The following is a 20,998-nucleotide window of genomic DNA, read 5'->3' on the forward strand; positions in this document are numbered from 1 at the left end:
TCCGGCACGTCGCCGCGCCGGCGCTGCCCGGGTAGGCCGACGTGCGTCCTTCATTGCGTAGCGCGCTCGGCGCGCCGCACCGCGCTGGGCACATCGATCTGCACATTGGCCGGCAGTTGCTGGATGCGCAGTTCACCGTTCTGCCATTCGGCCGATTCGCCGTTGATGCTGGCCTTGCCCGGCGTGCCCTGGTACGGCCAAGGCAACACCACTCCACCCGGCGGCAAAATCAGGCCGGGCTGCAGTTGCAGCACCAGTTGCTTGTCGGTGCGTTGCAGGGTGTAGTTGAGGCGCCCGTACGGGGTGCGCAATTCGGCAATCCCGATGCCCTTGCCTTCGAACCAGCGCGTGGGCGTGCCGGCCGCAATCACCAGGCTGGCATCGGATTCGCGCCCGTAGGCAAACATGTCCAGCACCGAGCGCACGAAGTCCGAGGCGACCCAGGCATGCGGCAGATCGCCGACGAAGAACGGTGTGCGTGGCGTGCGCGAGACCACTTCGGCCCATTGATTCCACGGCTGCGGCGCGCGGTCCTTGAAGAAGAATGCGGTGGCGTCCCAGGCGCGGTCGCGCCAGCCCAGGCGCACGAACGCGGCCACGTTGCGCCATTCGTAGGGCGTGTAGTCCTTCCATTCGCGCTTGCTGTCGCGGCGGTCGGAGAACTCCTTCCAGTAGCGCTCGAAGGTATTGGTCAGCAGGTCCTGCGGCAGTCGCTGCTGCTCGCCACCCGGTGCCAGCGCGATGGTGGTCGAGGTCGCATCGAAGTCGCCGAGCTCGGCCGAGCCAGGCAGGAAATCGAGATTGTGCTGGCGCACCGCCGCACCCAGCGAGGCGATCAGGTCGCCACTGAATTCGTCGCGTGCGGTGCTGAAGCGGGCGACCTCATCGGGCTTGTCGAGCGCGCCGGCCAGCATCACCGCATCCTTGTAGCCGCGCAGCGCCCAGAAGTTGTCCCAGTACGAATGCACCGGCTTGGCCGAATAGCCTTCGTGGCTGATCGACACCGGCATCATTCCGTAGAAGGCCGGATTGCGCATGAAGTTGTCTTCGGTGCGCTCGCTGGCGCGCAGCGTTTCCATATAGTCGTAGGCGCCGGTGACGTGCGGCCACATCTTTTCCAGGAACGCCTTGTCGCCGGTATAGCGGTAGTACTCGGCGATGTTGAAGATCAGCTCGCCATGGCTGTCGTTCTCCGGCACCGGGTCGCTGCCGCGGTCGTCCACGCAGCACGGCACCATGCCGTTGTCGAACTGATACGGCGCGAACCAGTCGACGTACTCGCGCACCACGTCTTCGCGGCCAAGCCGCAACAGGCCCTCGGAAATCATTGCGCCATCGCGGATCCAGCTACGCGAGTACGAACGCGTGCCCGGCTGCAGACGCGGGCCGATACGCGAGATCAACATATGCGCCAGCGCGGTGCGCAAGGTATCGACCACCGGCTTGCCTTCGGCCGGCACGCTGATGCGTACGCGATCGAGCTTGCTGCGCCACTGCTGGGCAACCTGCTGTTGCGCCTTGTCGGCATCGAAGCCGGCCGGCAGTTGCGCGGTGCCGGTTTGCGGAATCACCAACGCCACTTCGCGCCGTTGGCCAGGCTCCAGCTTCCAGCGATACAACAACACACCCGAGGCCAGACCGGTCTCGTCCTTCACCTGGGTGATCGTCGGCGGTGTGGCAGCGGTGAGATGGCTGACGTCCATGCCGCTGTCGAAAGCGCTGGCAAAGCCGGCATCCGGACGCTGCGCGGCGAATACGCGCGGCTTGCCGTTGACGCTGACCTGCGCGCCGTCCACGGCCAGTTGCTCGATCCGGCTGACGCCGCCCAGGGTGTTGAGGAACTGCGCCGGCGGGTTGACCTGGAACGGACGCACCGCCAATGCTAGGGTGAAGTCGCGCGCTTCCTTGCCGGTGTTGTGCAGTTGGTAGCGTGCGACCAGCTGCGCCTGATCCGGTGTGCCCTGCACGAAGGCAGTCACTCGCAGATTCATCAGGTCGTGGTGCCAGTCGACGCTGGGAATCGGCAGGTAATCGTCCTGCAGGCTCTGCTCGCTGCTGACGTCGGACCAATGCAGCAGCTTGCCGCCGGTGACCACGAACGGTTCGATACTGAAACCGCCCTTGCCCACTTCTACCGCGCCGTCTTCGCCGATCAGGCCCTGCTCGGTGCCGCCATCCAGGCCCAGGATGGTCCAGTACGGCTGCTCGCCGGAGAAACCGCGCGGATAGCTGCCGCGCGGCATCTGCGCGGCCAGCGACTTGATGAAGTCGTTCGGGGTCGCCGCAAACGCCAGCGGCTGCAGCTGCACTTCCTTGATGCCGTAGCGCCAGTTGGGGCCGTCCTTGAGATCGAAGCGCAGGTAGCGCGCCTCGGTGTCCGGCAGCGCCAGCCAGTCGGTGCCACCGGCACCGGCCGTGACGGTACGCAGGTCGCGCCAGCCGCGCCCGTCGCTGGACGCGCGCACCACGTATTGCGAGGCCTGCAGGCCCGGCACCCACTGCACCACCGCGCCGCCGAATTCGCGCACCTTGCCCAGATCCAGCGTCACGGTCTGTTGCTTGACCGCACCGCTGAGCCAGAAGGTCTCCGGCTTGCCGTCGGCCAGGCGTTGTTCCAGTGCGGGAGCGGTGTCGGTGATGGCCTCGGCCTTCAACGGCGAGGTGTCTTCCGGCGGCAGCGGTGTGAGGGTCAGCCGATCGAAGCACACCGAGCCCTTGCCACCGACCTTGTTGTAGACGGTGAATTCCACATCCGCGCTGCTGCGCAACTGTTTGTCCGCGCCAGGACCCCAGGCCTTCTCGATATTGCGCTTGCGGTAGGCGAAGGTGGTCCAGTTCTTCGGGAAATTGAAGCCTGGCCGGTTGACCCACCACACGTTGTCGCCGCTGGCATCGATCAGTTTGACCTGCAGATCGTTGGACGGCGATTCGCCGCGCAGCGCGAAGCCGATGCGGTAGTTGTCCGGATACTCGATCGGCAAGTTGCGACGGATGCCGACATAGCCGGACACGCCGTTGAAGTTGTAGTCCAGGCATAGCGCATGCCCGCCGGATGTAGTGGCCACCGGGCGCAGCGAGCCGCTGACCTGATTGGACACCACCAGGCGCCAGGCGCCGATGTCGTTGAAACCGTCGAGCACGCGCTCCTGCGCCTGCGCCGCGCCCGCAGACGTGACGACAGCGGCCATGGCAAACAGTCGCAGGAACACTCGCCTCACCCCTTCACACTCCCCAGCAGAAGACCTTGGATGTAGTAACGCTGCAGCGCGACGAACAATAGCAGCACCGGAATCACCGTCACCACCGCGCCGGCCATCATCAGTTCCACGTCCATGATGTGCTCGCGCGACAGTGCCGCCAGCGCCACCGGCAAGGTGTATTGCTCCTGGTCGGTCAGCACGATCAGCGGCCACATGAAGTCGTTCCACGAGCCCATGAAGGTGAAAATGGTCAAGGTGACCAGCACCGGCTTGAGCATCGGCAGCACGATCTGGAAGAAGATGCGCATCTCGCTGGCGCCATCGATGCGCGCGGCTTCGATCAGCTCATCGGGAATGCTGCGCGCGTACTGGCGCACCAGAAAGATGCCGAACACCGTCGCCAACGCCGGCACCACCACCCCGCCGATGTTGTTGACCAGATGCAGCTGCTTCATCAGCAGGAACAACGGCAGCATCGCCACCTGCGCCGGGATCACCAGCGCGGCCATCAGGATCTTGAAGATGCGCTCGCGGCCGACGAACTGCAGCTTGGCGAACGCATAACCGGCCATGGTGTTGATCAGCAACGAGCCGAGCGTGATCAGCCCGGACACCATCAGGCTGTTGGCGAAGTTGCGCGCCATGCCGGTGCGCGCGAACAGCTCGTGGTAGTTGGCCAGGGTGAACGCCGAAGGCAGCATCGGCGGCGGGAAGCGGCTGGCCTCGCCGGTGGGCATGAACGACACCGACAACATCCACAGCAACGGCGCCAGGCTGACCAGCGCCAACACGAGCAAACCGCCGTTGATCAGCACGGCATTCCAGTGCGATTGGCCGACATCACGACTCATATCAAATCTCTCTTGCGGCCGAAGCGCAGCATCACGGTGGTCACCGCCAGGATGATCAGGAACAGCAGGAACGCCACTGCCGACGCGCGGCCAAGGTTCCACCACTTGAAGCCTTCTTCGAACATGAAATACAGCACGCTCACGGTGCTTTGCAGTGGGTCGCCGCGGGTCATCACGTAGGGCTCGGCAAACAGCTGGAAGTAGCCGGAAATGGTGATCACCCCGACCACCATCAGCACCGGGCCGAGCATCGGCAAGGTGATGTGCAGGAACTGCTTCCAGCGCGAGGCGCCATCGATGCGCGCGGCTTCATACAGGTCTTGCGGAATCGCCTGCAGGCCGGCCAGGAAGATCACCATGTTGTAGCCGAAGTTCTTCCACACCGCGAACAGCATGATGGTCGGCATCGCCCAGCGCGGGTCGCCCAGCCAGTCGATCGGGGCGATGCCCAGATGGCTCAGACCGAAGTTCACCAGGCCGTACTTGATGTGGAACAGGTAGCGCCAGATCACCGCCACTGCCACCAGCGTGGTCACCACCGGGGCGAACAATGCGGTGCGGAACACCGCCTTGAAGCGCGAGGCCTTGGCGTTGAGCAGCAAGGCCGCGCCCAGCGACACGCCAATCGACATCGGCACGCCCAGCAGCACGAAGTACGTGGTGTTCCACAACGACTTCCAGAACAGCGGCGTCTGCAGCAGCTCGATGTAATTGCCCAGGCCGACGAAGCGCAGATGGCTGCTGTCGGCCAGCGCGTACAGGTCGAAGTCGGTGACGCTGAGCACCAGCGCGGCGAACACCGGCACGCCGAAGAACATGCCCAGCACCAGGATCGAGGGCGCGGCAAACACCCAGCCGGCGACGGAATTGCGCTTCATCATCGTGCTGCCTCCTTGTCCGCTGCTGCGGCTGGCGCGGCGGCCGGCGTCACGACGGGCGCTGCGACCGGGGCAGCGGCAGGTTGGGCCGAGTCACCCGCCGGACCGACATGCCCGCCTTCCTGCTCGAAGATCCAGCGGCGCTTGGCCAGAATCTCGTCCACGCGTTTATCCAGTTCCTGCACGGCGGCCTCGTGCGATTGGCCGCCACGTACCACGCGCTCGGTCACCAGACGCATTTCCTGCACGATGCGCTCCCACTCCAGCACCTTGGGCGTGGCCTTGACCCGCTCCAGCTGGTCGCCAAAGGCATGCGCCAGTTCGTCGTTGGCCAGCGAGGGCAACTTCCAGGTGCTACGACGCGGCGGCAGGTCGCCGATGATGGCGTGGAAGCGCGCCTGCACCTGCGGCTGCGACAGGTATTCGATCAGCTTCCAGCTGGCGTCCTTGTGCTGGGACGACTTGAAGATCACCAGGCTGGAACCGCCGGCGATGCCCGCGCCCAACCCATTCGGACCCGGCAGCGGCGCGGTGCCCCACTTGCCTTCCATGCCCGGCGGCTGGCGCAACTTGAACTCGCGCACGTTCCACGGGCCGGACAGATAGAACGCGTAATAGCCGTTGAAGAATTCGTACCAGACATTGGAGACCTGGGTCTCGGAGACCTTTGGCGCCCAGCCTTTTTGATACATGGTGTCGTAGAAGCCCAGCGCCTTGCGGAAGCCTTCGCCACGAAAGTTGCCGTAGTTGTCGTGGTCGCGCAGCAGGCGGTCGTCCTGTTGCAGCGCGAACGACAGCTGCTGCTCGAATTCGTTGAGCGGCATCAGGATGGCGTAGCGGTCGGGGCCGACCTTGCGCTTGATCGCCGCCATCACCTGTTCCATCCCGGCCCAGGTCTTGGGCATCTCGTTATAGCCGGCTTCGCGCAGCAGATCCTTGCGATAGAACAGCAGTCGCGTGTCCACATACCACGGCACCCCATACAAGGTGCCGTCGACCAGATTGGTGTCCCACACGCCGGGGAAGTAATCCTGCGGGTCGACAATCTTGGAGCGCGCCACGTACGGCTGCATCGGTTCCAGCGTGTCGAGCAAGGCGAACTCCGGCAGCCAGGTGTTGCCGAGCTGGCACACGTCCGGCAAGCCATCCGCAGCGAAGGCGGTGAGCAGTTTTTCGTGCGCCGCCGTCATCGGAATGTTCTGCACATCCACCCGGATGTCCGGGTTCTGCTTCTCGAACTCGGTCACCAACTCGGCGACCACCTCGGCCTCCTTGCCCATGGCCCAGAAGCGCACGGTGGTCTTGGCCGGGTCGGCGCGGTCGCATCCCGCCGCACCTGCACACAGGGCGGCGGCCAGTATCAACAATTTCAAAAGGCGCACGGATTACTCGGGTTTGGGGCGTTGCGTGGAGTTTTGCCGCTGCGACGGGTCCTGCTGGGCCTGGGCGGCGGCGGCGCGCGACTCGGCCATGCCCAGCGAGCGTGCAGCGGCTGCCTGCTCGTCCTTCTTGGGCAACGGCTGCGGCTCGCCTTCGGGGGTGAGCCAACCGCCGGTGAAGCCGGCACGTTCCAGACCGGCGCGGATGTAGGGGTTCTTCTTCATCACCGTCCAGACAAATTCGTTCTGGTAGTTGGCGATCATCGCCAGGATCGGGCCCTGGTCGATGGCGATGTAGTCGCTGGCCACCCAGCCGCGGTCCGGCACCATGCGCCCGGTCTTGAGCGGGATGTCGTAGTTGAAGCTGGGGTTGAACGAATCCAGAAAGCCGTAGCTGGAATACAGGAAGTCGCCGTAGCGCTTGTGCATTTCTTCGGCCGCCGGAATCACCACCTCGGGCGCGAACACGATCGAGGAGATCGCCGCCGACGGCACGATGGTGCCGTCGTCGAAGTTCTCGCGCAGGCCGGCGCCGCGCGAGGAGTAATGGCGGAACTGGCGCTGCTCGCCACGGTATTCCTGGCTGGTGTTCTGCGGGCCATCGCCGGCGGTCAGGCCCCAGACGTTCTCGCCGTAGTCCTTCCACTTCATCGGGTTGTCGATGGCGTAGTCGCGCTGCGCCAGCGTGGCGCGGCGGCTGTTGAGGAAGTAGTCGATGCCGCGCTCGCGCATGTACTGGTCCTGGATATCGCGGAAATCGATCCAGACATGGCTGTATTGGTGACCGAACAGCGGGCCGAAGGACAGGTATTCCTGACCCTGGTAGACGCCCCAGTCGTTGTTGTAGGTGCGGGTCCAGCTGGTCCACGCCTCCGGATCCACGCCGTGGGTGGGCGAGCCGAGCGCGAGGATGTACAGCATCATCGCTTCGTTGTAGCCCATCCAGTCGTGGTCGATGAAGCCGCTCTCGGGGAACCAGCCCATCGAGATCAGCGGTGCACGCTGCTGCAGCCAGCGCCAATCCACACGCTTGTACAGCGTGTCGGCGATCTGGCGGATCTCTTTTTCGCGCGGGTCCTCGCCGTCGTAATACGACTGGGTGAACAACACGCCCATCATCAGCAGCGCGGTGTCCACGCTCGACAACTCGACCCAGCTGTCGTACCGGTTGCCCTGCTGCATGTCCAGAAAGTGGTAGTAGAAGCCCTTGTAACCGGCCCTACCGGTCCGCTGCGGCCCCATTGGCGCATCGCGGAAGAATTTCAGTGTGGTCAAGGTGCGGTCGATCGCCTGATTGCGGCTGATCCACCCATTCTCGATCCCGATCGGATACGCGGTCAGCGCAAACCCGACCGACGCGATACTGGCAAACGGGCGCGACGGAAACCGATCCGGTGCCAGTCCGTTGAGTTCGTTGGTGGTGTCCCAGAAAAACTGGAAGGTGCGTCGCTCGATGTCCGAAAACAGCGGCGGCAACGGCGGTTTGACCGGTTTGGGTGGCAGCTGCGCTTCCACCAGAATGACTTTCACCGGTGCCTTCTTTTCGGCCACCTTAGGTTCCTCGGCCTGTTTGCATGACGCCAGCACCAGCGCGCCCAGCAATAGTGGAATCGTCAACCAATACGAAGTCCTGCCCCTGTTCATCCGCCCCCCACTCGTGTAATCGATTACATCTCGCACGCCAACCTACCCTATCCAGGCGCCGAGTTCGACCGCCCTAACACTGCCAGGGCGGTCGAGTACCTCACCAGTTCAGGCCAAAGGCCAGACGGAAGGTACGCATCGGCGACGCCAGCACACCGGTTGGTGTGCCGTAAGCCGTGTTCAAGTCTTCGAGTGTCCCGGTTTCGCCGTTGAAGTTGGCGTAGTTCACCCAATTGAACACGTTGAGGATATCCGCACGCACGTTGAATTTGACACCGCCACCGGTATCCCATTCTTTATTGGCCGCGATGCTGAACTCCTTGTAGCCCAGCGTGCCGTCCGGCTTGAACTGGACGATATAGCACTGGTCGTTACCGGCTACGCAGTTCTGGCCATAGCGCGCAGTCTGGCTGGCCAGCGACAGCTTGCCGGACAGCTTGATCTCGTACGGCAGCTCGTAGATGCCGGTGACCACCAGACGGTTCTTGGCGATACCGCCGGCCTCACGCCAGCCGTAGTCTTCGACGCGTTCGCGATCCAGTGCGTAATGCTCGCCGAACTGGCGGTTTTCCTTGGCATCGGAAAAGGTGTAGGCCACGGTCAGGCCCCAGCCGGATTCCTCGTCATAGGGCTTTTCGACCTGCAAGGCGAGTTGGTTGTTGCGGGTTTCCACGCCATTGGTGCCCAGCACGATGGCGCTGTAGCCATTGGGACCATCGTTCGGCGAGCCGGAAGTGGTACCCGGCTGGAAGAACGAGCCGTCCGGCAGACGGTTGCCGCGCACGAACGCGAAGCCGTCATGACTTTCGATACGGCTCAAGGTCACATCGGTGTACCAGTCCTGGCCCCACAGCGGCACCATGTTGCGCATGCCGATGCTGTATTGGTCCGAGTACGGGGTCTTGATGTTGTTGTCGATCAGGTAGACCTCGCGACCGCCACCGCCGGTGCTGTTGGCCGTCAAGGTGTTCAAGCCTTCCTGCGTGCTGTAGGCCGGATCCCATGCGGTGCACGGGTCGCCCAGGCAAGCCGGGTTGTTGGCGCTGGTGAAGTAGTAGCTATAGGAGTTGAACGAGTTGTTGAGCTGCTCCAACGCCAGGTAATCGAAGATGTTGCGGTCGTACGCACGGCCGGCACCGCCGTAGATCACATGCGCCTGATCGCCGAATAGGTCATAGGAGGCACCCAGGCGCGGCTGCCAGGCGTTCTTGAACGCCTTGCGGTTGTTGCCGGTGCTGATGAAGTCGTTGATGTTGTAGTTGGCGTTTTGCAGGTTGGGCCAGTTCTGCAGCGCACCGGCGACGTCGGAGGGCGTCACGAAGTCCAGAAACGCCGGGGATTCTTCATAGTCGTAGCGCACGCCCAGGTTCAGGGTCCAGTGCTCGTTGACCTCCCAGTCGTCCTGCAGGTAGATGCCGTACTGCTTGTTCTTGGACACCACCGAGCCGCCGCCTTCCACCAGCGGCGCACCGAAGCGCACCCGGTACGGCGTTTCGACGTCGCTGAGGATGTTGTAGTAGTACTGCGGGTTGGCCGGGTTGAACTGGGTGGAATTCAGATCGATGCTCTTGAACTTCACGCCCATCTTGACGGTGTGCGCGCCGTGCCATTCCAGGCTGTTCAAGGTCAAATCGTCCTGGAAGGTCCAGCCCTTCTGGCCCTTGCGCTGGAAGCTGCTGCCCGCGCCTGCGGCGAGCACGTCGGTCTCGTTACCGCGGTTGGGCGTGTAGCTGAGCACGTAGCCGGTGCCGTTGTTGATCGGCGCCTGGTTCCAGAACGCGCTCTCGTAGCTGAGGTTGGCTTCGTTGAGGAAGTTGGCACCGCTGTACTGCCAGCGCAGGTTGGCGCGCTTTTCTTCCTGGCCGTTGATGCTGCCGTGCTCGAAGGTCGAGGTGCCGCCGACGTCGTTGAGCTCGTCCTCCTTGCGGTACTTGCCGCTCAGTTCGAACAGGTTGTTCTCGCCGATGGTCCAGTCGATCTTGGCGAAGTACAGGTCTTCCTTGAACGGCGTGCTGTAGGTGGCCACCAGCGGCTGCAGCTGCGCGGGCAGCTGGTCGATGCGGTCGGAATAGATCGAACCCGGGATCACCACGTTCGGGGTGGTGTATTCCTTGGCCTCATAGGCGATGAAGAAATGCGCCTTGTCCTTGAGGATCGGGCCGCTGAAGGTGGCGCCGTACTGGGTCTCTTCGAAGTCGTCGCGCACGCCGGCGCGCTTTTCCAGCGGGCTCTCTTCGCGCCAGCCGTCGTTGCTGGTGTCCCAGAAGAAGCTGCCGTGGAAATCGTTGGTACCGGACTTGGACGAGGCCACGATGGCCGCGCCGCTGACCTGGTCGAACTCGGCCTTGTAGTTCGAAGTGATGACCTTGTACTCGCCGATCGCCGACTGCGGGAACGGGTTGCCGCGGCTGGAATCCTGGCCACTGACGCCGCCGGTCAGCACGTAGTTCTTCTGGCTCACGCCGTCGATGTAGACGTTGGTACCTTCGGCCGAGGTGGCGCCCGAACGGACCTTGGTGGTGCCGTTGGCATCGCGGGTGAACTGCACGTTCGGCACGGTGTCGGCCAGTTCCAGGAAGTTGCGCGTGGCACGCGGCAGGTTCTGGATCTGCACGTTGGAGATATACGTGGCGTTCTCGGAGGTGCGGGTTTCCACCAGCACCGGCGGCGCCTTCACCTGCACCGCATCCAGCGTGGTGGCGTTACCACCGTCGGCCGTGGCAGGTTCGCCGCCGACGCCCAGGTTCAACGTGGCGGTCTGGCCGACCTGCACGGTGACGTTCTGCGAGGTGGTCTGGCCATTGGCGGTGACGTCCAGGCGGTACGAACCCGGCGGCAGGCCGCCGAGCGAATAGCCGCCGTTGCTGACCTGCACGCTGCGGGTCAGGCCGGTGGCGAGATTGGTGGCGGTGACCTGGGCCTGGGTGGCAGGTGCGGAGTCGACGGTGACCTGGCCGCGGATGGTCGCGGCAGCACTCTGCGCAAAGGACGGTGCGGCGCCCAGCAGCAGGCAACTGGCCAGGGCGCAGCTGAGCAGCTTGCGCGCCGGACTGGCGGAATAGGGGTTGTGGTGGCGCATTGGTCCCTCCAGGGATCGGTACAGAGTGTTGTTGTGGCGTTGCGGTCTTGCAGGAACGACCGCTGCGGGGGCAGCGGGAGCGGACAGAACGTCCGCGAAGAGGTCAGTGGCCAGACAAAGGTCAGGGCCGAATGGATCAGCAGCGAATGGAGTCAGAGGCCGGGCTCGCCGGCACCGCAGGAGGCGCGGATCACCAGCTCTGGCGTCAGCAACTGGCGGATGCCGTCGTCGTCGCCGGTCTGGTCGACCAGCCGCATCAGCCGGGTCATCGCCTGCCCGCCCAGGTGGGCGATGCTGACCCGCATCGTGGTCAGTGCCGGATGGACGAAACGGGCCAGCGGAATATCGTCGAAGCCCGCCAGGGCCACATCGCCAGGCACCGAGACATCGGCCTGCGCGAACGCGTACAGGCAGCCCAGCGCGGTCATGTCGTTGGCGGCGAACACCGCATCCGGCAACGTGCCGTCGGCCAGCATCGCCAACCCGGCGCGGTGACCGGAGGCCTCGTCGAAGTCGCCCGGATATTCCAGACCCTGTGCTTGATCGCCATGCGCGGCGATCGCATCGCGGAACCCGCGCAGGCGTTCGCGCGCATCGAAATTGAGCGCCGGACCGCCGATGAAGGCGATGCGCCGATGGCCGGCGCGCAGCAGATGCTCGGTCATCGCCATGGCGCCGGCATGGTCGTCGATGCTCAGTACCGGGTAATCGGCACCGGGCAGATGCGCATTGATCAACACCGTCGGCAGCGCCTGCGGCAGGTTATCGGTGAGAAAACCCGGCTGCTCGGCGTAGGGAGACAGCACCAGCAAGCCGTCCACGCGTCCGCGCATGGACTGCAACGCCCTGCCCTGCGCTTCCGGATCGCCGTGATAGCTGGACACTAGCAGGTGCTGGCCAGCGGCGCGCGCCGCACCATCGATGCCGCGGATCAGTTCGGAAAAGAATTCGCCGTACAGATCCGGCAGCACCACGCCCAGGGTCTGGGTGCGTCGGCTGCTGAGGCTGCGCGCCGCCGCATGCGGGCTGTAGCGCAACCGCGCGGCCACTTCCTGCACCAACTGGCGCACCGGCCCGGCGACGTTATCGTGCCCATTGAGCGCACGCGACACCGTTGCGACGGAGACCTGTGCTTCCCGAGCGACATCTTTGATGGTGACCGCACCATTGGCCATTCGTGTCGCCCTCCGCGACCGAGTTCCCAAAACTGGCGCGGACTGTAAGCGTTTTCATATGAGGGCGTAAACCCCCATCTTCACATCAATGAAAACGCTTACAGATCAAGTAGCTGCAGGTGATGAATAGGTGAAAGATTGTGCTGCGTCGCAACAATCCCGCACTGTCGTGTCCACAAGCGAAGCACAACGTGGATCACGGTTGGGGCAGTTTGTTCCGCCATGTCAGGGGACAGTCGACCCCGTAGGAGCGCACCTGGGCGCGACGGGCCTTACCGATAACCCCTGTCGCGCCCAGGTGCGCTCCTACGACGGCTGACTTGGTTACCCCGCCTCACCAGGCGCAAACGCCTCGATCGACAAGGCGTGGATATCGGTCTGCATCATCTCGCCGACTGCGGCGTACACCGCCCGGTGGCGCGCCAGCGGCGCCTTTCCAACGAACGCGGCACTGACCACGCGCACATTGAAATGCCCGCGCCCATCGCGCGCACCGGCATGCCCGGCGTGGCGATGGCTGTCGTCCACCACCTCCAGCTCGCTCGGCGCCAGGGCCGTCTGCAATGCGGTGCGAATCCGCTCGACCCGGCTCATGGCAGCACCCGCCGGAACGGGCGGACCTCGGTGCGCACATACACGCCCGCCGCCACATACGGATCCGCATCGGCCCAGACGCGCGCCTGTTCCAGCGATTCGAATTCGGCAATGACCACGCTGCCGCTGAAACCGGCCGGACCCGGATCCTCGGCATCGATGGCCGGGCATGGGCCCGCCACCAGCAAGCGGCCGGACGCCGCAAGCGCCTGCAAACGTGCCAGATGCGCCGGTCGCGCCTGCTGCCGCGCGGCCAGCGCCTCGGCCTGGTCATACCCTTCGATTACGTACCACACACGCCACCTCGCCAAAGACTTGAAGATCACTGCCGGAGATTCTAGCCGTGTCAGCGCTGGACACCGCCCCCGCGCACGCATTACCCTTGGCACCACTGCACACGCAACCGGACACAGCGGCCCGTCGGCCCAGGCCCCACGCCTCACTCGACGACCGATTCGCTGCCTACCACCGGCCCCGTGTAGACGACCTCCTCGCTGTTCCGTCGCCGCATGCCACGTGGCGTCTGTTTTTATGTGGATTGGCGTATGTGGATTTATGGGATCGTGCCGGCACAGGCGCGACATTAGATTGCAATTACTCAAGGCAAAGCCCTGCAGGCGCGGCTCAGACCGCGGCCGGCGACCGTAACACCCGATGTCGACCTGATGAATTCCGAACTCGCGCACGACGCGAATCCGCCAGCCACAAGCGCGCCGCCACAGCAGCAGGAAATGCCGCTGGCGGTGGTGCATGGGCAACCGGTGCTGCAGATCCCGCAGGATCTGTATATTCCGCCGGACGCGCTGGAAGTCATCCTGGATGCCTTCGAAGGCCCGCTGGATCTACTGCTGTATCTGATCCGCCGCCAGAATCTGGACATTCTGGATATCCCCGTCGCCGAGATCACCCGGCAGTACGTGGACTACATCAATGTGATGCAGGAGCTGCGCTTCGAACTGGCGGCCGAATATCTGGTGATGGCCGCGATCCTGGCCGAGATCAAATCGCGCATGCTGTTACCGCGCCCGCCCAGCCAGGAAGGCGAAGAAAACGACCCGCGTGCCGAGTTGGTACGCCGGTTGCAGGAATACGAACGCTTCAAACAGGCCGCCGAGGATCTGGACACCCTGCCCCGCATGGGCCGCGACAGCGCGCCGGTACAGGCGCATCTGCCCGAGCGCGCAGCGGTCAAGCTGCCGCCGCCGGTGGAACTGAAAGAAATGCTGATGGCGCTGTACGACGTGCTCAAGCGCGCCGAGCTGTTCACCGGCCATGCGATCAAGCGCGAGGCGCTGAGTGTGCGCCAGCGCATGGGCGACGTGCTGAGCCGTCTGGACGATGGCAAGTTTTACCGTTTCGAATCGCTGTTCACTGCCGAAGAAGGCAAGCTCGGCGTACTGGTCACCTTTTTGGCGCTGCTCGAATTGGCCAAGGAGCAGTTGCTGGACATCGTGCAGGAAGCGCCGCTGGCGCCGATCTACGTGAAGTCGCTGGCGTTGGGCAATACCAATGCGCCGTTGCAATTCTCCAGCGAATTCGACGACAGCGATGCCGCCAACGAACCTATCTGAAGCCGATCACCGAATGGATCAAGCGTTGATCACCCGCATTATCGAAGCCGCCCTGTTGGCGAGCAGCCAGCCGCTGACGCTGGCGCAGCTGCAGGGGCTGTTTCCGGAAGAAGAACCGGCGCCGCCCGGCAGCGTCGAGCGCGCGCTTGAACTGTTGCGCGAGGGCTGCGCCGACCGCGGCGTGGAACTGGTCGAGGTGGCCTCTGGCTTCCGCTTCCAGGTCAAGGCCGACGTGCATGGCTGGGTTGCCCGGCTGTGGACCGAACGCCGCACCAAGTACACCCGCGCCACGCTGGAAACCCTGGCGCTGATCGCCTACCGCCAACCGATCACCCGCGGCGAGATCGAGCAGGTGCGCGGCGTGGCGGTCAGCAGCAACATCATCCAGGCCCTGGAAGAACGCGAATGGATCCGCGTGGTGGGTCACCGCGACGTGCCCGGCAAGCCGGCCCTGTTCGGTACCACCAAGGGGTTTCTGGACTACTTCGGACTCAAGCGATTGGACGAGCTGCCGCCATTGTCTGAGTTGAAGGACATCGCCGAGCTGGAACCGCAGCTGCCGCTGGACCGCGATGGTCAGCTGGATGGCGCAGTGCCGGCATCGGTGGCGATGGATGCAGCACTGGGTGAGACGCATGCCGATGCGGCAGACGCGGACTCTGATGGCGACACCACCGATACCGAATTGGATGAAGAAACACACGACGCCGGCGATGCAGACAACGCCACCGACGCCGAAGACCCGATCGACGCAACACCGCAACACTCCGAGCATGCCTCGGCGCAGGACCAGAACACGTTGGACCCAGACGACGCCCGTGAGGGCGCCCCCGACACCGCGCCGGGCACGCGCGCGGATGCAGTGAACGAAGACGAAGACAACGCCGTCGCGACGACGACCGTGGCTGTTGACGAAGCCGATTCCGACCCAGAGGCCGACCCGCAACGCGTCGGCCGGAGCCAGACACATGAGTGACACCCCCCGCAAGCTGTCGTTGAACAAACTCTCCCTCAAGCGCGACAGCGCGCCCGAAGCGCCCAAGCTGGAAGAGCGCCTGCACAAGGTGCTGGCCCAGGCCGGCCTGGGGTCGCGCCGCGCGCTGGAACAGCGCATTGCCGATGGCCTGATCAAGGTCAATGGCGCCGTCGCGCAGACCGGCATGTCGGTGCGCAGCGGCGACAAGATCGAACTGGACGGCCGCAGTTTCGTCGCCAGCGCGCTGACCGAGCCCTCGCGCGTGCTGATCTACAACAAGCCCGAAGGCGAAGTGACCACGCGCGAAGATCCAGAAGGCCGCCCGACCGTGTTCGAGTCGCTGCCGGCACTGAAAGGTTCGCGCTGGATCGCGATCGGCCGCCTGGACATCAACACCACCGGCCTGCTGCTGCTGACCACCGACGGTGAGCTGGCCAACGCGATGATGCATCCCTCCTACGAAGTCGAACGCGAATACGTGGTTCGCGTGCGTGCGCCGGAAGGCGAGGACAAGGTCTCCGACGCCATCATCGAGCGCCTGTCGCGCGGCGTGCTGCTGGAAGACGGCGGTGCCAAGTTCGACGAGATCGAACGTATCGGCGGTACCGACTCGCACGACTGGTTCCGCGTGGTGGTCAAGGAAGGCCGCAACCGCGAAGTGCGCCGCCTGTGGGAGTCGCAAGGCTGCCAGGTCAGCCGCCTCAAGCGCAGCCGCTACGGCAAGATCTCGCTGCCGCGCGAGTTGCTGCGTGGGCAGTCGGTGGAAGTGGCGCAGGAAAAGGTCGACGCCCTGCGCGCCGAACTCAAGCTGGAAGAAGGCGCACCGTCGGCACTGACGCTGCAGCCGGTGATCGGCCAGCGCCGTGCGGCCAAATCCACCGTGCACGTCTCGCGCGATGGTCGCAGCAATGCCTACGTCAACGGCCAGACTTCCGGCGCCGACGAAGGCCGCGAGCTGCGGCGTTTCGACAATCCGCGTGACGATCGTGGCGGCCGTGGTCGCGGCAAGCCCGGCGGTTTCAAGGGTGGTCTCACTGTCAGCGGCGAAGCGGCCGCGCGGCAGTCGCAGCAGCGCCCGTTCAAGCCGCGCGCGCCGGGCAAGGGCGACCGCGCGTTGCCGGACGGCAATCCGGCCGCGTTCCGCAGCTGGTATGTGCCCGATGGCGTGAGCACCGGCCCGAGCGGCCACCGCAACGCCGGCCCCAGCGGTCCCGGCACCGGCCAGGCACGTCCGTACGCCAAGAAGGGTCCGGGCGGTGCGCGTCCGGGTGCAGGCGGTCAGGGCCAGGGTCAGGGCCGTGGCGGTGCTGGCGGCGGCGGTGGACAAGGCCAGTCGCAGGGTCAAGGCCAGGGTCAGCGCAAGCATCCGTACGGTCACCCGGGCAACGCACCGAGCTTCCCGTCCGACCACGCCAACCCGGGTTTCAGCCCGTATGGCGCGGCACGTCCGGCAGCTGGTCGCCCGACCGGCGCACGTGCAGGCGGCCCCGGCGGCAACCGTGGACCGGGCGGTAATCGCGGTCCCGGTGGTCCGGGCGGCGCTCCACGTGGCCCAGGTGGTCCAGGCGGTCGTCCCCCGGGTGGCGGCAACCGTCGGCCACCAGGTGGCGGCAATCGCGGTCGCTAAGCTACAAGACGCGCAATAAAAAAACGGCCCTGCGAAGGGCCGTTTTTCGTTTTCGCTTGGATCATGTCCGCTTGAATCACGCGATACATCGAAGTAAGCGCGAAAATATTAACTGTGGCTCGCACCAGCGAACCGGCACGCGAGGCAGCTTTAGCGCGGCCAACAAGATGATCTGCGGCTTGGCTACAGGGCCCCTTGCCCGCCCACCATCGCGGGACACGCCGCAAGTACGTCCGTGTAGGCTCTTACGCGGCATCCATGCTGCGTAAGGTCCCGCGATGGTGGGCGGGCAAGGACCGGTCGAGATGGTCGGTATGCGTAGTTACGAGCAGTGCGTGTTGCACGGCCGTCCGATGCGCTTGTTCAGTGCCGTCTTCAGCGCGATCTGCTGCGCCTTACTTGCGACGCTCGATCACGAAGTTGCCTACATTGACGCCCAGATCCACGCCCTCGCCCGTTCCGGCCAAGGCCAGCGAAATGTCGCCCTTGGTGACGACCTGTGCGGTGCTGGATTTGACGATGCCGGCATGCGCTTCGGCCGCCGCGTAGGTGCCGAGCAGATCATTGAGGCTGTAGGCGCCGCTGAAGGTGCCGCGGCCGCCGGTGATCTTGGACTTGCCAACCGTCAGGCCGCCGCCCTTGCTGGAGATCTTGACCGGAATCACTGCACCGTTGTCGCAGGTGATGGTGCCGGTGCCGCTGGCGGTCTTGTAGAACACCGACCAGCCTTCCAGATTGAACGACAGTTTGCAGTCGATGTTGCCTGCAGCCTGGGCCTGCGGTGCGAGTGCGGCAGCGCCCAGCAGCGCGAAAAGAGAAAGCGACTTGATCATGTGGGCATTCCGGTTGATGAACGTGGCGCCGAGCCTAGCAGCGCCGGCGTGGCAGTCGCGACAACTTCCGGGCATCGCACAGGCGACCGTTCAGCGAATGTTTGCCGCTGCCGCCAGGCGTGCCTGGTGGTGCAGAAAGCGCCTTGCACATGGGATGATCGCGGCATGTTGCGTACCGCTCACCTAACAATGTTGACCGCCCTGCTATTGCCGTCTGCGGCCATTGCCGGCGAGGCCATTCCGACCCAGCGCTACACCGTGGTGAAGACCTATCCGCACGACACCGGCGCGTTCACCGAGGGCCTGTTCTATCTGGACGGATACCTTTACGAAAGCACCGGGGAACTGGGCCGTTCCAGCGTACGCAAGGTCGAGCTGCACACCGGCCGCGTATTGCAGCAAGCCACGACACCGCCGCCCTACTTCGGCGAAGGCATCGTGGCCTGGCGCGACAAGCTGATTCAACTGACCTGGCGCAATCAGCAAGGCTTTGTCTACGACCTGGCCACCCTCACGCCGCGTACGCGTTTTGCGTACTCCGGCGAGGGCTGGGCGCTGACCAGCGATGCCAGCAGCCTGTACATGAGCGATGGCAGCGCCACCATCCGCCGCCTCGATCCGGAGACGCTGCAACAGGTTGGCAGCATCAAGGTCACCGCCAGCGGCAGGCCATTGGACAACCTCAACGAGCTGGAATGGGTGAAAGGCGAGTTGTTGGCAAATGTCTGGCTGACCACGCGCATCGCACGCATCGACCCGGCCAGCGGCAAGGTGGTCGGCTGGATCGATCTGAAGGCACTGGTGCCGGATGACCAGACACTGACGGATCCGGCCAACGATGTGCTCAACGGCATCGCCTATGACGCCAAGCACGATCGCCTGTTCGTGACCGGCAAGCATTGGCCGAAGCTTTATGAAATTCGGCTGGCTGAGTAGCCGAGATTGGGGATTGGATATTCGGGATTCGGAATTGGCGTAAGCGACATTGGCGCAGGCAGCAGCATGCCCGCTGTTGCGAATCCCTAATCCCTAATCCCTAATTCCCAATCCCGACCGCCGACTCCGCCCTACTCCGTCAACGAAAACGTATCCGCATCCAGCATCGCAGGGAAGCGCGCGCGATGCTCGGCCAGCGCCGACGCACTGATGGTGGTGGTGACCACCTGCGGCCGCTCGCGAATTTCCACCTGCGGCTGGCCCAGGAAATCGATCACCGCGCTGTCGCCGGCGTAGTGCAGCTGATTGCCATCGACGCCGACGCGGTTGACCGCTGCCACAAAGCACAGGTTCTCGATCGCACGTGCGCGCAGCAGCGTCTTCCACGCGTAGGCGCGCGCAGACGGCCAGTTGGCCACGAACAATTGCAGATCGAAATCCAGCTGGCCCGGCCGCTCGACATCGTAGCGATTGCGGCAGAACACCGGAAAACGCAGGTCGTAGCAAACCTGTGGATTGATCCGCCAGCCCTTCCATTCCACCGACAGGCGATCACGCCCTGCCGCGTAGCGCAGATGCTCGTTGCCGAAGCGGAACAGATGGCGCTTGTCGTAGTACTGCAGCGCGCCATCGGGCGTGGCCCATAGCAGGCGGTTGAACACGCCCTGTTCGGTGCGCACCTGCACGCTGCCGGTGATGGCGGCCCCCAGCGTTGCTGCCTGTGCACAGACCCACGCCACCGTGGGGCCGTCCATGCCTTCCGCCTTGAAGATGGCATCGTTGGAGAACCCACTGGTGAAGGTCTCCGGCAGGATCACCAGATCGGTCTGCCCGACCAACGGCTCCAGCAACGCGCCGTAATAGTCGCGATTGCCGGCCGGGTCATGCCAGCGGGTGTCGCCCTGGACAAGCGAGATGCGGAGGTCGTGCATGGTTGAGGCTCGGGAATGTAGGATCGGGATTCGGGAATCGGACGGCGAGTTTTCGTGCGGCTTCATGGCATCAGGCTTTCTGCGGATTCAGATCGAAAAGCGACCAACCGCCTTTTCGATTCCCGAATCCCCATTCCCGAATCCCAGCCCCTCAGAGCTTCTGCAAGCGCTCGATCGCCGCATCCAGCGTCGCATCGTTCTTGGCAAAGCACAGCCGTGCCAGACGCTGGCCGGCGGGCGCGGTTTCATAGAACGGCGAGAGCGGAATCGCCGCCACGCCCTTCTCCACCGTCAGCCACTTCACGAACTCGGTGTCGGGCAAGTCGCTGATCGCCGAATAATCCACCAGCTGGAAATAGCCGCCAGGCACCGGCAGTGGTTTCAGACGTGTGGTCAGCAGCTGTTCGCGGAAACGGTCGCGCTTGGCTTGATAGAACGCGCCAAGTTGCTCGTCGTGTTCGGGTTCGTCGCGGATCATCGCGGCAAACGCGTGCTGGGCCGGGCCGAAGCTGGTGAAGGTGTTGTACTGGTGCACCTTGCGGAATTCGGCGCTCAGTGCGGGCGGTGCGATGGCGTAGCCGATCTTCCAGCCGGTGCAGTGATAGGTCTTGCCGAAGCTGGAAATCACGAATGCGCGCTCGCGCAACTCCGGCCAGCGCAGCACCGACTTGTGACGGCGGCCGTCGAACACGATGTGTTCGTAGACCTCGTCAGAGAGCAGGAAGATGTCGGTGCCGCGCAGCAGTTCGGTCAGCGCCTGCATGTCGTCGGCAGACAGCATCGCGCCGGACGGATTGTGCGGCGAGTTGATCATCAGCAGGCGCGTCTTCGGCGTGATCGCCGCGCGCAAGGCATCCCAATCGACCGCGAAGGTCTGCGGGTGCAGCGCCACGTGCACCGCGCGCGCGCCGGCCAGATCGATCGCCGGCTCGTAACAGTCGTAGGCCGGGTCCAGCACGATGACCTCCTCGCCTGCGCGCACGACCGCGTGGATGGCGTTGAAGATCGCCTCGGTGGCTCCGCTGGTGACGGTGATCTCGCTGTCGGCATCGACCTGCGCGCCATAGCAGCGCTGCGCCTTGCCGGCGATGGCCTGGCGCAAGGCCGCCACGCCGGTCATCGGCGGGTACTGGTTGTGGCCGGCCGCCATGGCCTTGGTCAGTTCATCGATCAGCCGCGACGGCACCGCGAAATCAGGAAAACCCTGGCCCAGATTCACCGCGCCGTGCTCGGCCGCCAGCTGCGACATGACGGTGAAGATGGTGGTGCCCACCTTGGGCAGCTTGGTCGTGAGGGGCATCGTGCCGGTCCGGACAAGAAACG

General features: G+C 64.4%; 16 protein-coding genes. 4 read left to right on the plus strand and 12 right to left on the minus strand.

Annotated elements, in window-relative coordinates; genetic code table 11:
• Positions 1-50: 50 nt before the first annotated feature.
• The 9 genes from NMB96_RS18530 to NMB96_RS18570 form a co-directional block, all read right to left on the minus strand.
• Positions 51-3,188: a discoidin domain-containing protein gene (locus NMB96_RS18530; protein WP_043889801.1), complete on the minus strand. Its 3,138-nt coding sequence runs from the start codon at positions 3,186-3,188 to the stop codon at positions 51-53.
• A 26-nt stretch (positions 3,189-3,214) separates the two neighbouring features.
• Entirely contained in the window at positions 3,215-4,051 is an 837-nt protein-coding gene (locus NMB96_RS18535; RefSeq protein WP_023904154.1) for a carbohydrate ABC transporter permease, read from the minus strand.
• Positions 4,048-4,932, minus strand: coding sequence for a carbohydrate ABC transporter permease (locus NMB96_RS18540; protein WP_006451816.1), 885 nt, complete (start codon positions 4,930-4,932; stop codon positions 4,048-4,050). Before NMB96_RS18540 ends, NMB96_RS18535 begins: the two co-directional genes overlap by 4 nt.
• A complete protein-coding gene (locus NMB96_RS18545; protein ID WP_255085379.1) occupies positions 4,929-6,311 on the minus strand; it encodes a sugar ABC transporter substrate-binding protein in 1,383 nt (460 codons plus the stop codon). The genes NMB96_RS18540 and NMB96_RS18545 overlap by 4 nt, the downstream gene beginning before the upstream one ends.
• 3 nt (positions 6,312-6,314) lie before the next feature.
• Positions 6,315-7,952 carry a glucoamylase family protein gene (locus NMB96_RS18550; RefSeq protein WP_255085380.1) on the minus strand — a complete coding sequence of 546 codons (1,638 nt, stop codon included), beginning with the start codon at positions 7,950-7,952 and terminating at the stop codon, positions 6,315-6,317.
• Positions 7,953-8,052: 100 nt separating this feature from the next.
• Positions 8,053-11,031: a TonB-dependent receptor gene (locus tag NMB96_RS18555; RefSeq protein WP_255085381.1), complete on the minus strand. Its 2,979-nt coding sequence runs from the start codon at positions 11,029-11,031 to the stop codon at positions 8,053-8,055.
• Between the two features lie 152 nt (positions 11,032-11,183).
• The gene (locus NMB96_RS18560; protein WP_006451820.1) at positions 11,184-12,206 is read right to left on the minus strand and encodes a LacI family DNA-binding transcriptional regulator; all 1,023 of its coding nucleotides are present in this window, start codon (positions 12,204-12,206) and stop codon (positions 11,184-11,186) included.
• Between the two features lie 324 nt (positions 12,207-12,530).
• Positions 12,531-12,800, minus strand: coding sequence for a BolA family protein (locus NMB96_RS18565; protein ID WP_006451821.1), 270 nt, complete (start codon positions 12,798-12,800; stop codon positions 12,531-12,533).
• Positions 12,797-13,096 (minus strand): YciI family protein, encoded by a 300-nt coding sequence (locus NMB96_RS18570; RefSeq protein WP_023904159.1) that lies wholly within the window; start codon positions 13,094-13,096, stop codon positions 12,797-12,799. Before NMB96_RS18570 ends, NMB96_RS18565 begins: the two co-directional genes overlap by 4 nt.
• A gap of 369 nt (positions 13,097-13,465) precedes the next feature.
• Between NMB96_RS18570 and NMB96_RS18575 the strand changes: the two genes are divergently transcribed.
• The 3 genes from NMB96_RS18575 to NMB96_RS18585 are packed head-to-tail and all read left to right on the plus strand — an operon-like array spanning position 13,466 to position 16,974.
• A complete protein-coding gene (locus tag NMB96_RS18575; protein WP_023904160.1) occupies positions 13,466-14,371 on the plus strand; it encodes a segregation and condensation protein A in 906 nt (301 codons plus the stop codon).
• A gap of 13 nt (positions 14,372-14,384) precedes the next feature.
• Positions 14,385-15,347, plus strand: coding sequence for an SMC-Scp complex subunit ScpB (gene scpB, locus NMB96_RS18580; RefSeq protein WP_255085382.1), 963 nt, complete (start codon positions 14,385-14,387; stop codon positions 15,345-15,347).
• Positions 15,340-16,974: a pseudouridine synthase gene (locus NMB96_RS18585; RefSeq protein WP_168957421.1), complete on the plus strand. Its 1,635-nt coding sequence runs from the start codon at positions 15,340-15,342 to the stop codon at positions 16,972-16,974. Before scpB ends, NMB96_RS18585 begins: the two co-directional genes overlap by 8 nt.
• A gap of 395 nt (positions 16,975-17,369) precedes the next feature.
• Here NMB96_RS18585 and NMB96_RS18590 read toward each other — a convergent pair whose 3' ends face one another.
• The gene (locus NMB96_RS18590) at positions 17,370-17,807 is read right to left on the minus strand and encodes a hypothetical protein (protein WP_006452110.1); all 438 of its coding nucleotides are present in this window, start codon (positions 17,805-17,807) and stop codon (positions 17,370-17,372) included.
• A 165-nt stretch (positions 17,808-17,972) separates the two neighbouring features.
• On the opposite strand from NMB96_RS18590, the gene NMB96_RS18595 reads away from it, so the two are divergent.
• A complete protein-coding gene (locus tag NMB96_RS18595; RefSeq protein WP_043889244.1) occupies positions 17,973-18,743 on the plus strand; it encodes a glutaminyl-peptide cyclotransferase in 771 nt (256 codons plus the stop codon).
• Positions 18,744-18,874: 131 nt separating this feature from the next.
• On the opposite strand, the gene NMB96_RS18600 is transcribed toward NMB96_RS18595, so the two are convergent.
• The gene (locus NMB96_RS18600) at positions 18,875-19,675 is read right to left on the minus strand and encodes an amidohydrolase (protein ID WP_255085383.1); all 801 of its coding nucleotides are present in this window, start codon (positions 19,673-19,675) and stop codon (positions 18,875-18,877) included.
• Between the two features lie 151 nt (positions 19,676-19,826).
• On the minus strand, positions 19,827-20,975 hold the full coding sequence (locus NMB96_RS18605; protein ID WP_255085384.1) for a pyridoxal phosphate-dependent aminotransferase: 1,149 nt from the start codon (positions 20,973-20,975) through the stop codon (positions 19,827-19,829).
• Positions 20,976-20,998 lie beyond the last annotated feature (23 nt).

Origin of the sequence: Xanthomonas hortorum, from assembly GCF_024339125.1 — a bacterium.
Classification (GTDB): Bacteria; Pseudomonadota; Gammaproteobacteria; order Xanthomonadales; family Xanthomonadaceae; genus Xanthomonas; species Xanthomonas hortorum.

Coding starts and splice junctions, on each gene's coding strand:
- NMB96_RS18530 (WP_043889801.1), bottom strand. CDS start 3,188: ATGGCCGCTGTCGTCACGTCTGCGGGCGCGGCGCAGGCGCAGGAGCGC.
- NMB96_RS18535 (WP_023904154.1), bottom strand. CDS start 4,051: ATGAGTCGTGATGTCGGCCAATCGCACTGGAATGCCGTGCTGATCAAC.
- NMB96_RS18540 (WP_006451816.1), bottom strand. CDS start 4,932: ATGATGAAGCGCAATTCCGTCGCCGGCTGGGTGTTTGCCGCGCCCTCG.
- NMB96_RS18550 (WP_255085380.1), bottom strand. CDS start 7,952: ATGAACAGGGGCAGGACTTCGTATTGGTTGACGATTCCACTATTGCTG.
- NMB96_RS18555 (WP_255085381.1), bottom strand. CDS start 11,031: ATGCGCCACCACAACCCCTATTCCGCCAGTCCGGCGCGCAAGCTGCTC.
- NMB96_RS18560 (WP_006451820.1), bottom strand. CDS start 12,206: ATGGCCAATGGTGCGGTCACCATCAAAGATGTCGCTCGGGAAGCACAG.
- NMB96_RS18565 (WP_006451821.1), bottom strand. CDS start 12,800: ATGAGCCGGGTCGAGCGGATTCGCACCGCATTGCAGACGGCCCTGGCG.
- NMB96_RS18575 (WP_023904160.1), top strand. CDS start 13,466: ATGAATTCCGAACTCGCGCACGACGCGAATCCGCCAGCCACAAGCGCG.
- scpB (WP_255085382.1), top strand. CDS start 14,385: ATGGATCAAGCGTTGATCACCCGCATTATCGAAGCCGCCCTGTTGGCG.
- NMB96_RS18585 (WP_168957421.1), top strand. CDS start 15,340: ATGAGTGACACCCCCCGCAAGCTGTCGTTGAACAAACTCTCCCTCAAG.
- NMB96_RS18590 (WP_006452110.1), bottom strand. CDS start 17,807: ATGATCAAGTCGCTTTCTCTTTTCGCGCTGCTGGGCGCTGCCGCACTC.
- NMB96_RS18595 (WP_043889244.1), top strand. CDS start 17,973: ATGTTGCGTACCGCTCACCTAACAATGTTGACCGCCCTGCTATTGCCG.
- NMB96_RS18600 (WP_255085383.1), bottom strand. CDS start 19,675: ATGCACGACCTCCGCATCTCGCTTGTCCAGGGCGACACCCGCTGGCAT.
- NMB96_RS18605 (WP_255085384.1), bottom strand. CDS start 20,975: ATGCCCCTCACGACCAAGCTGCCCAAGGTGGGCACCACCATCTTCACC.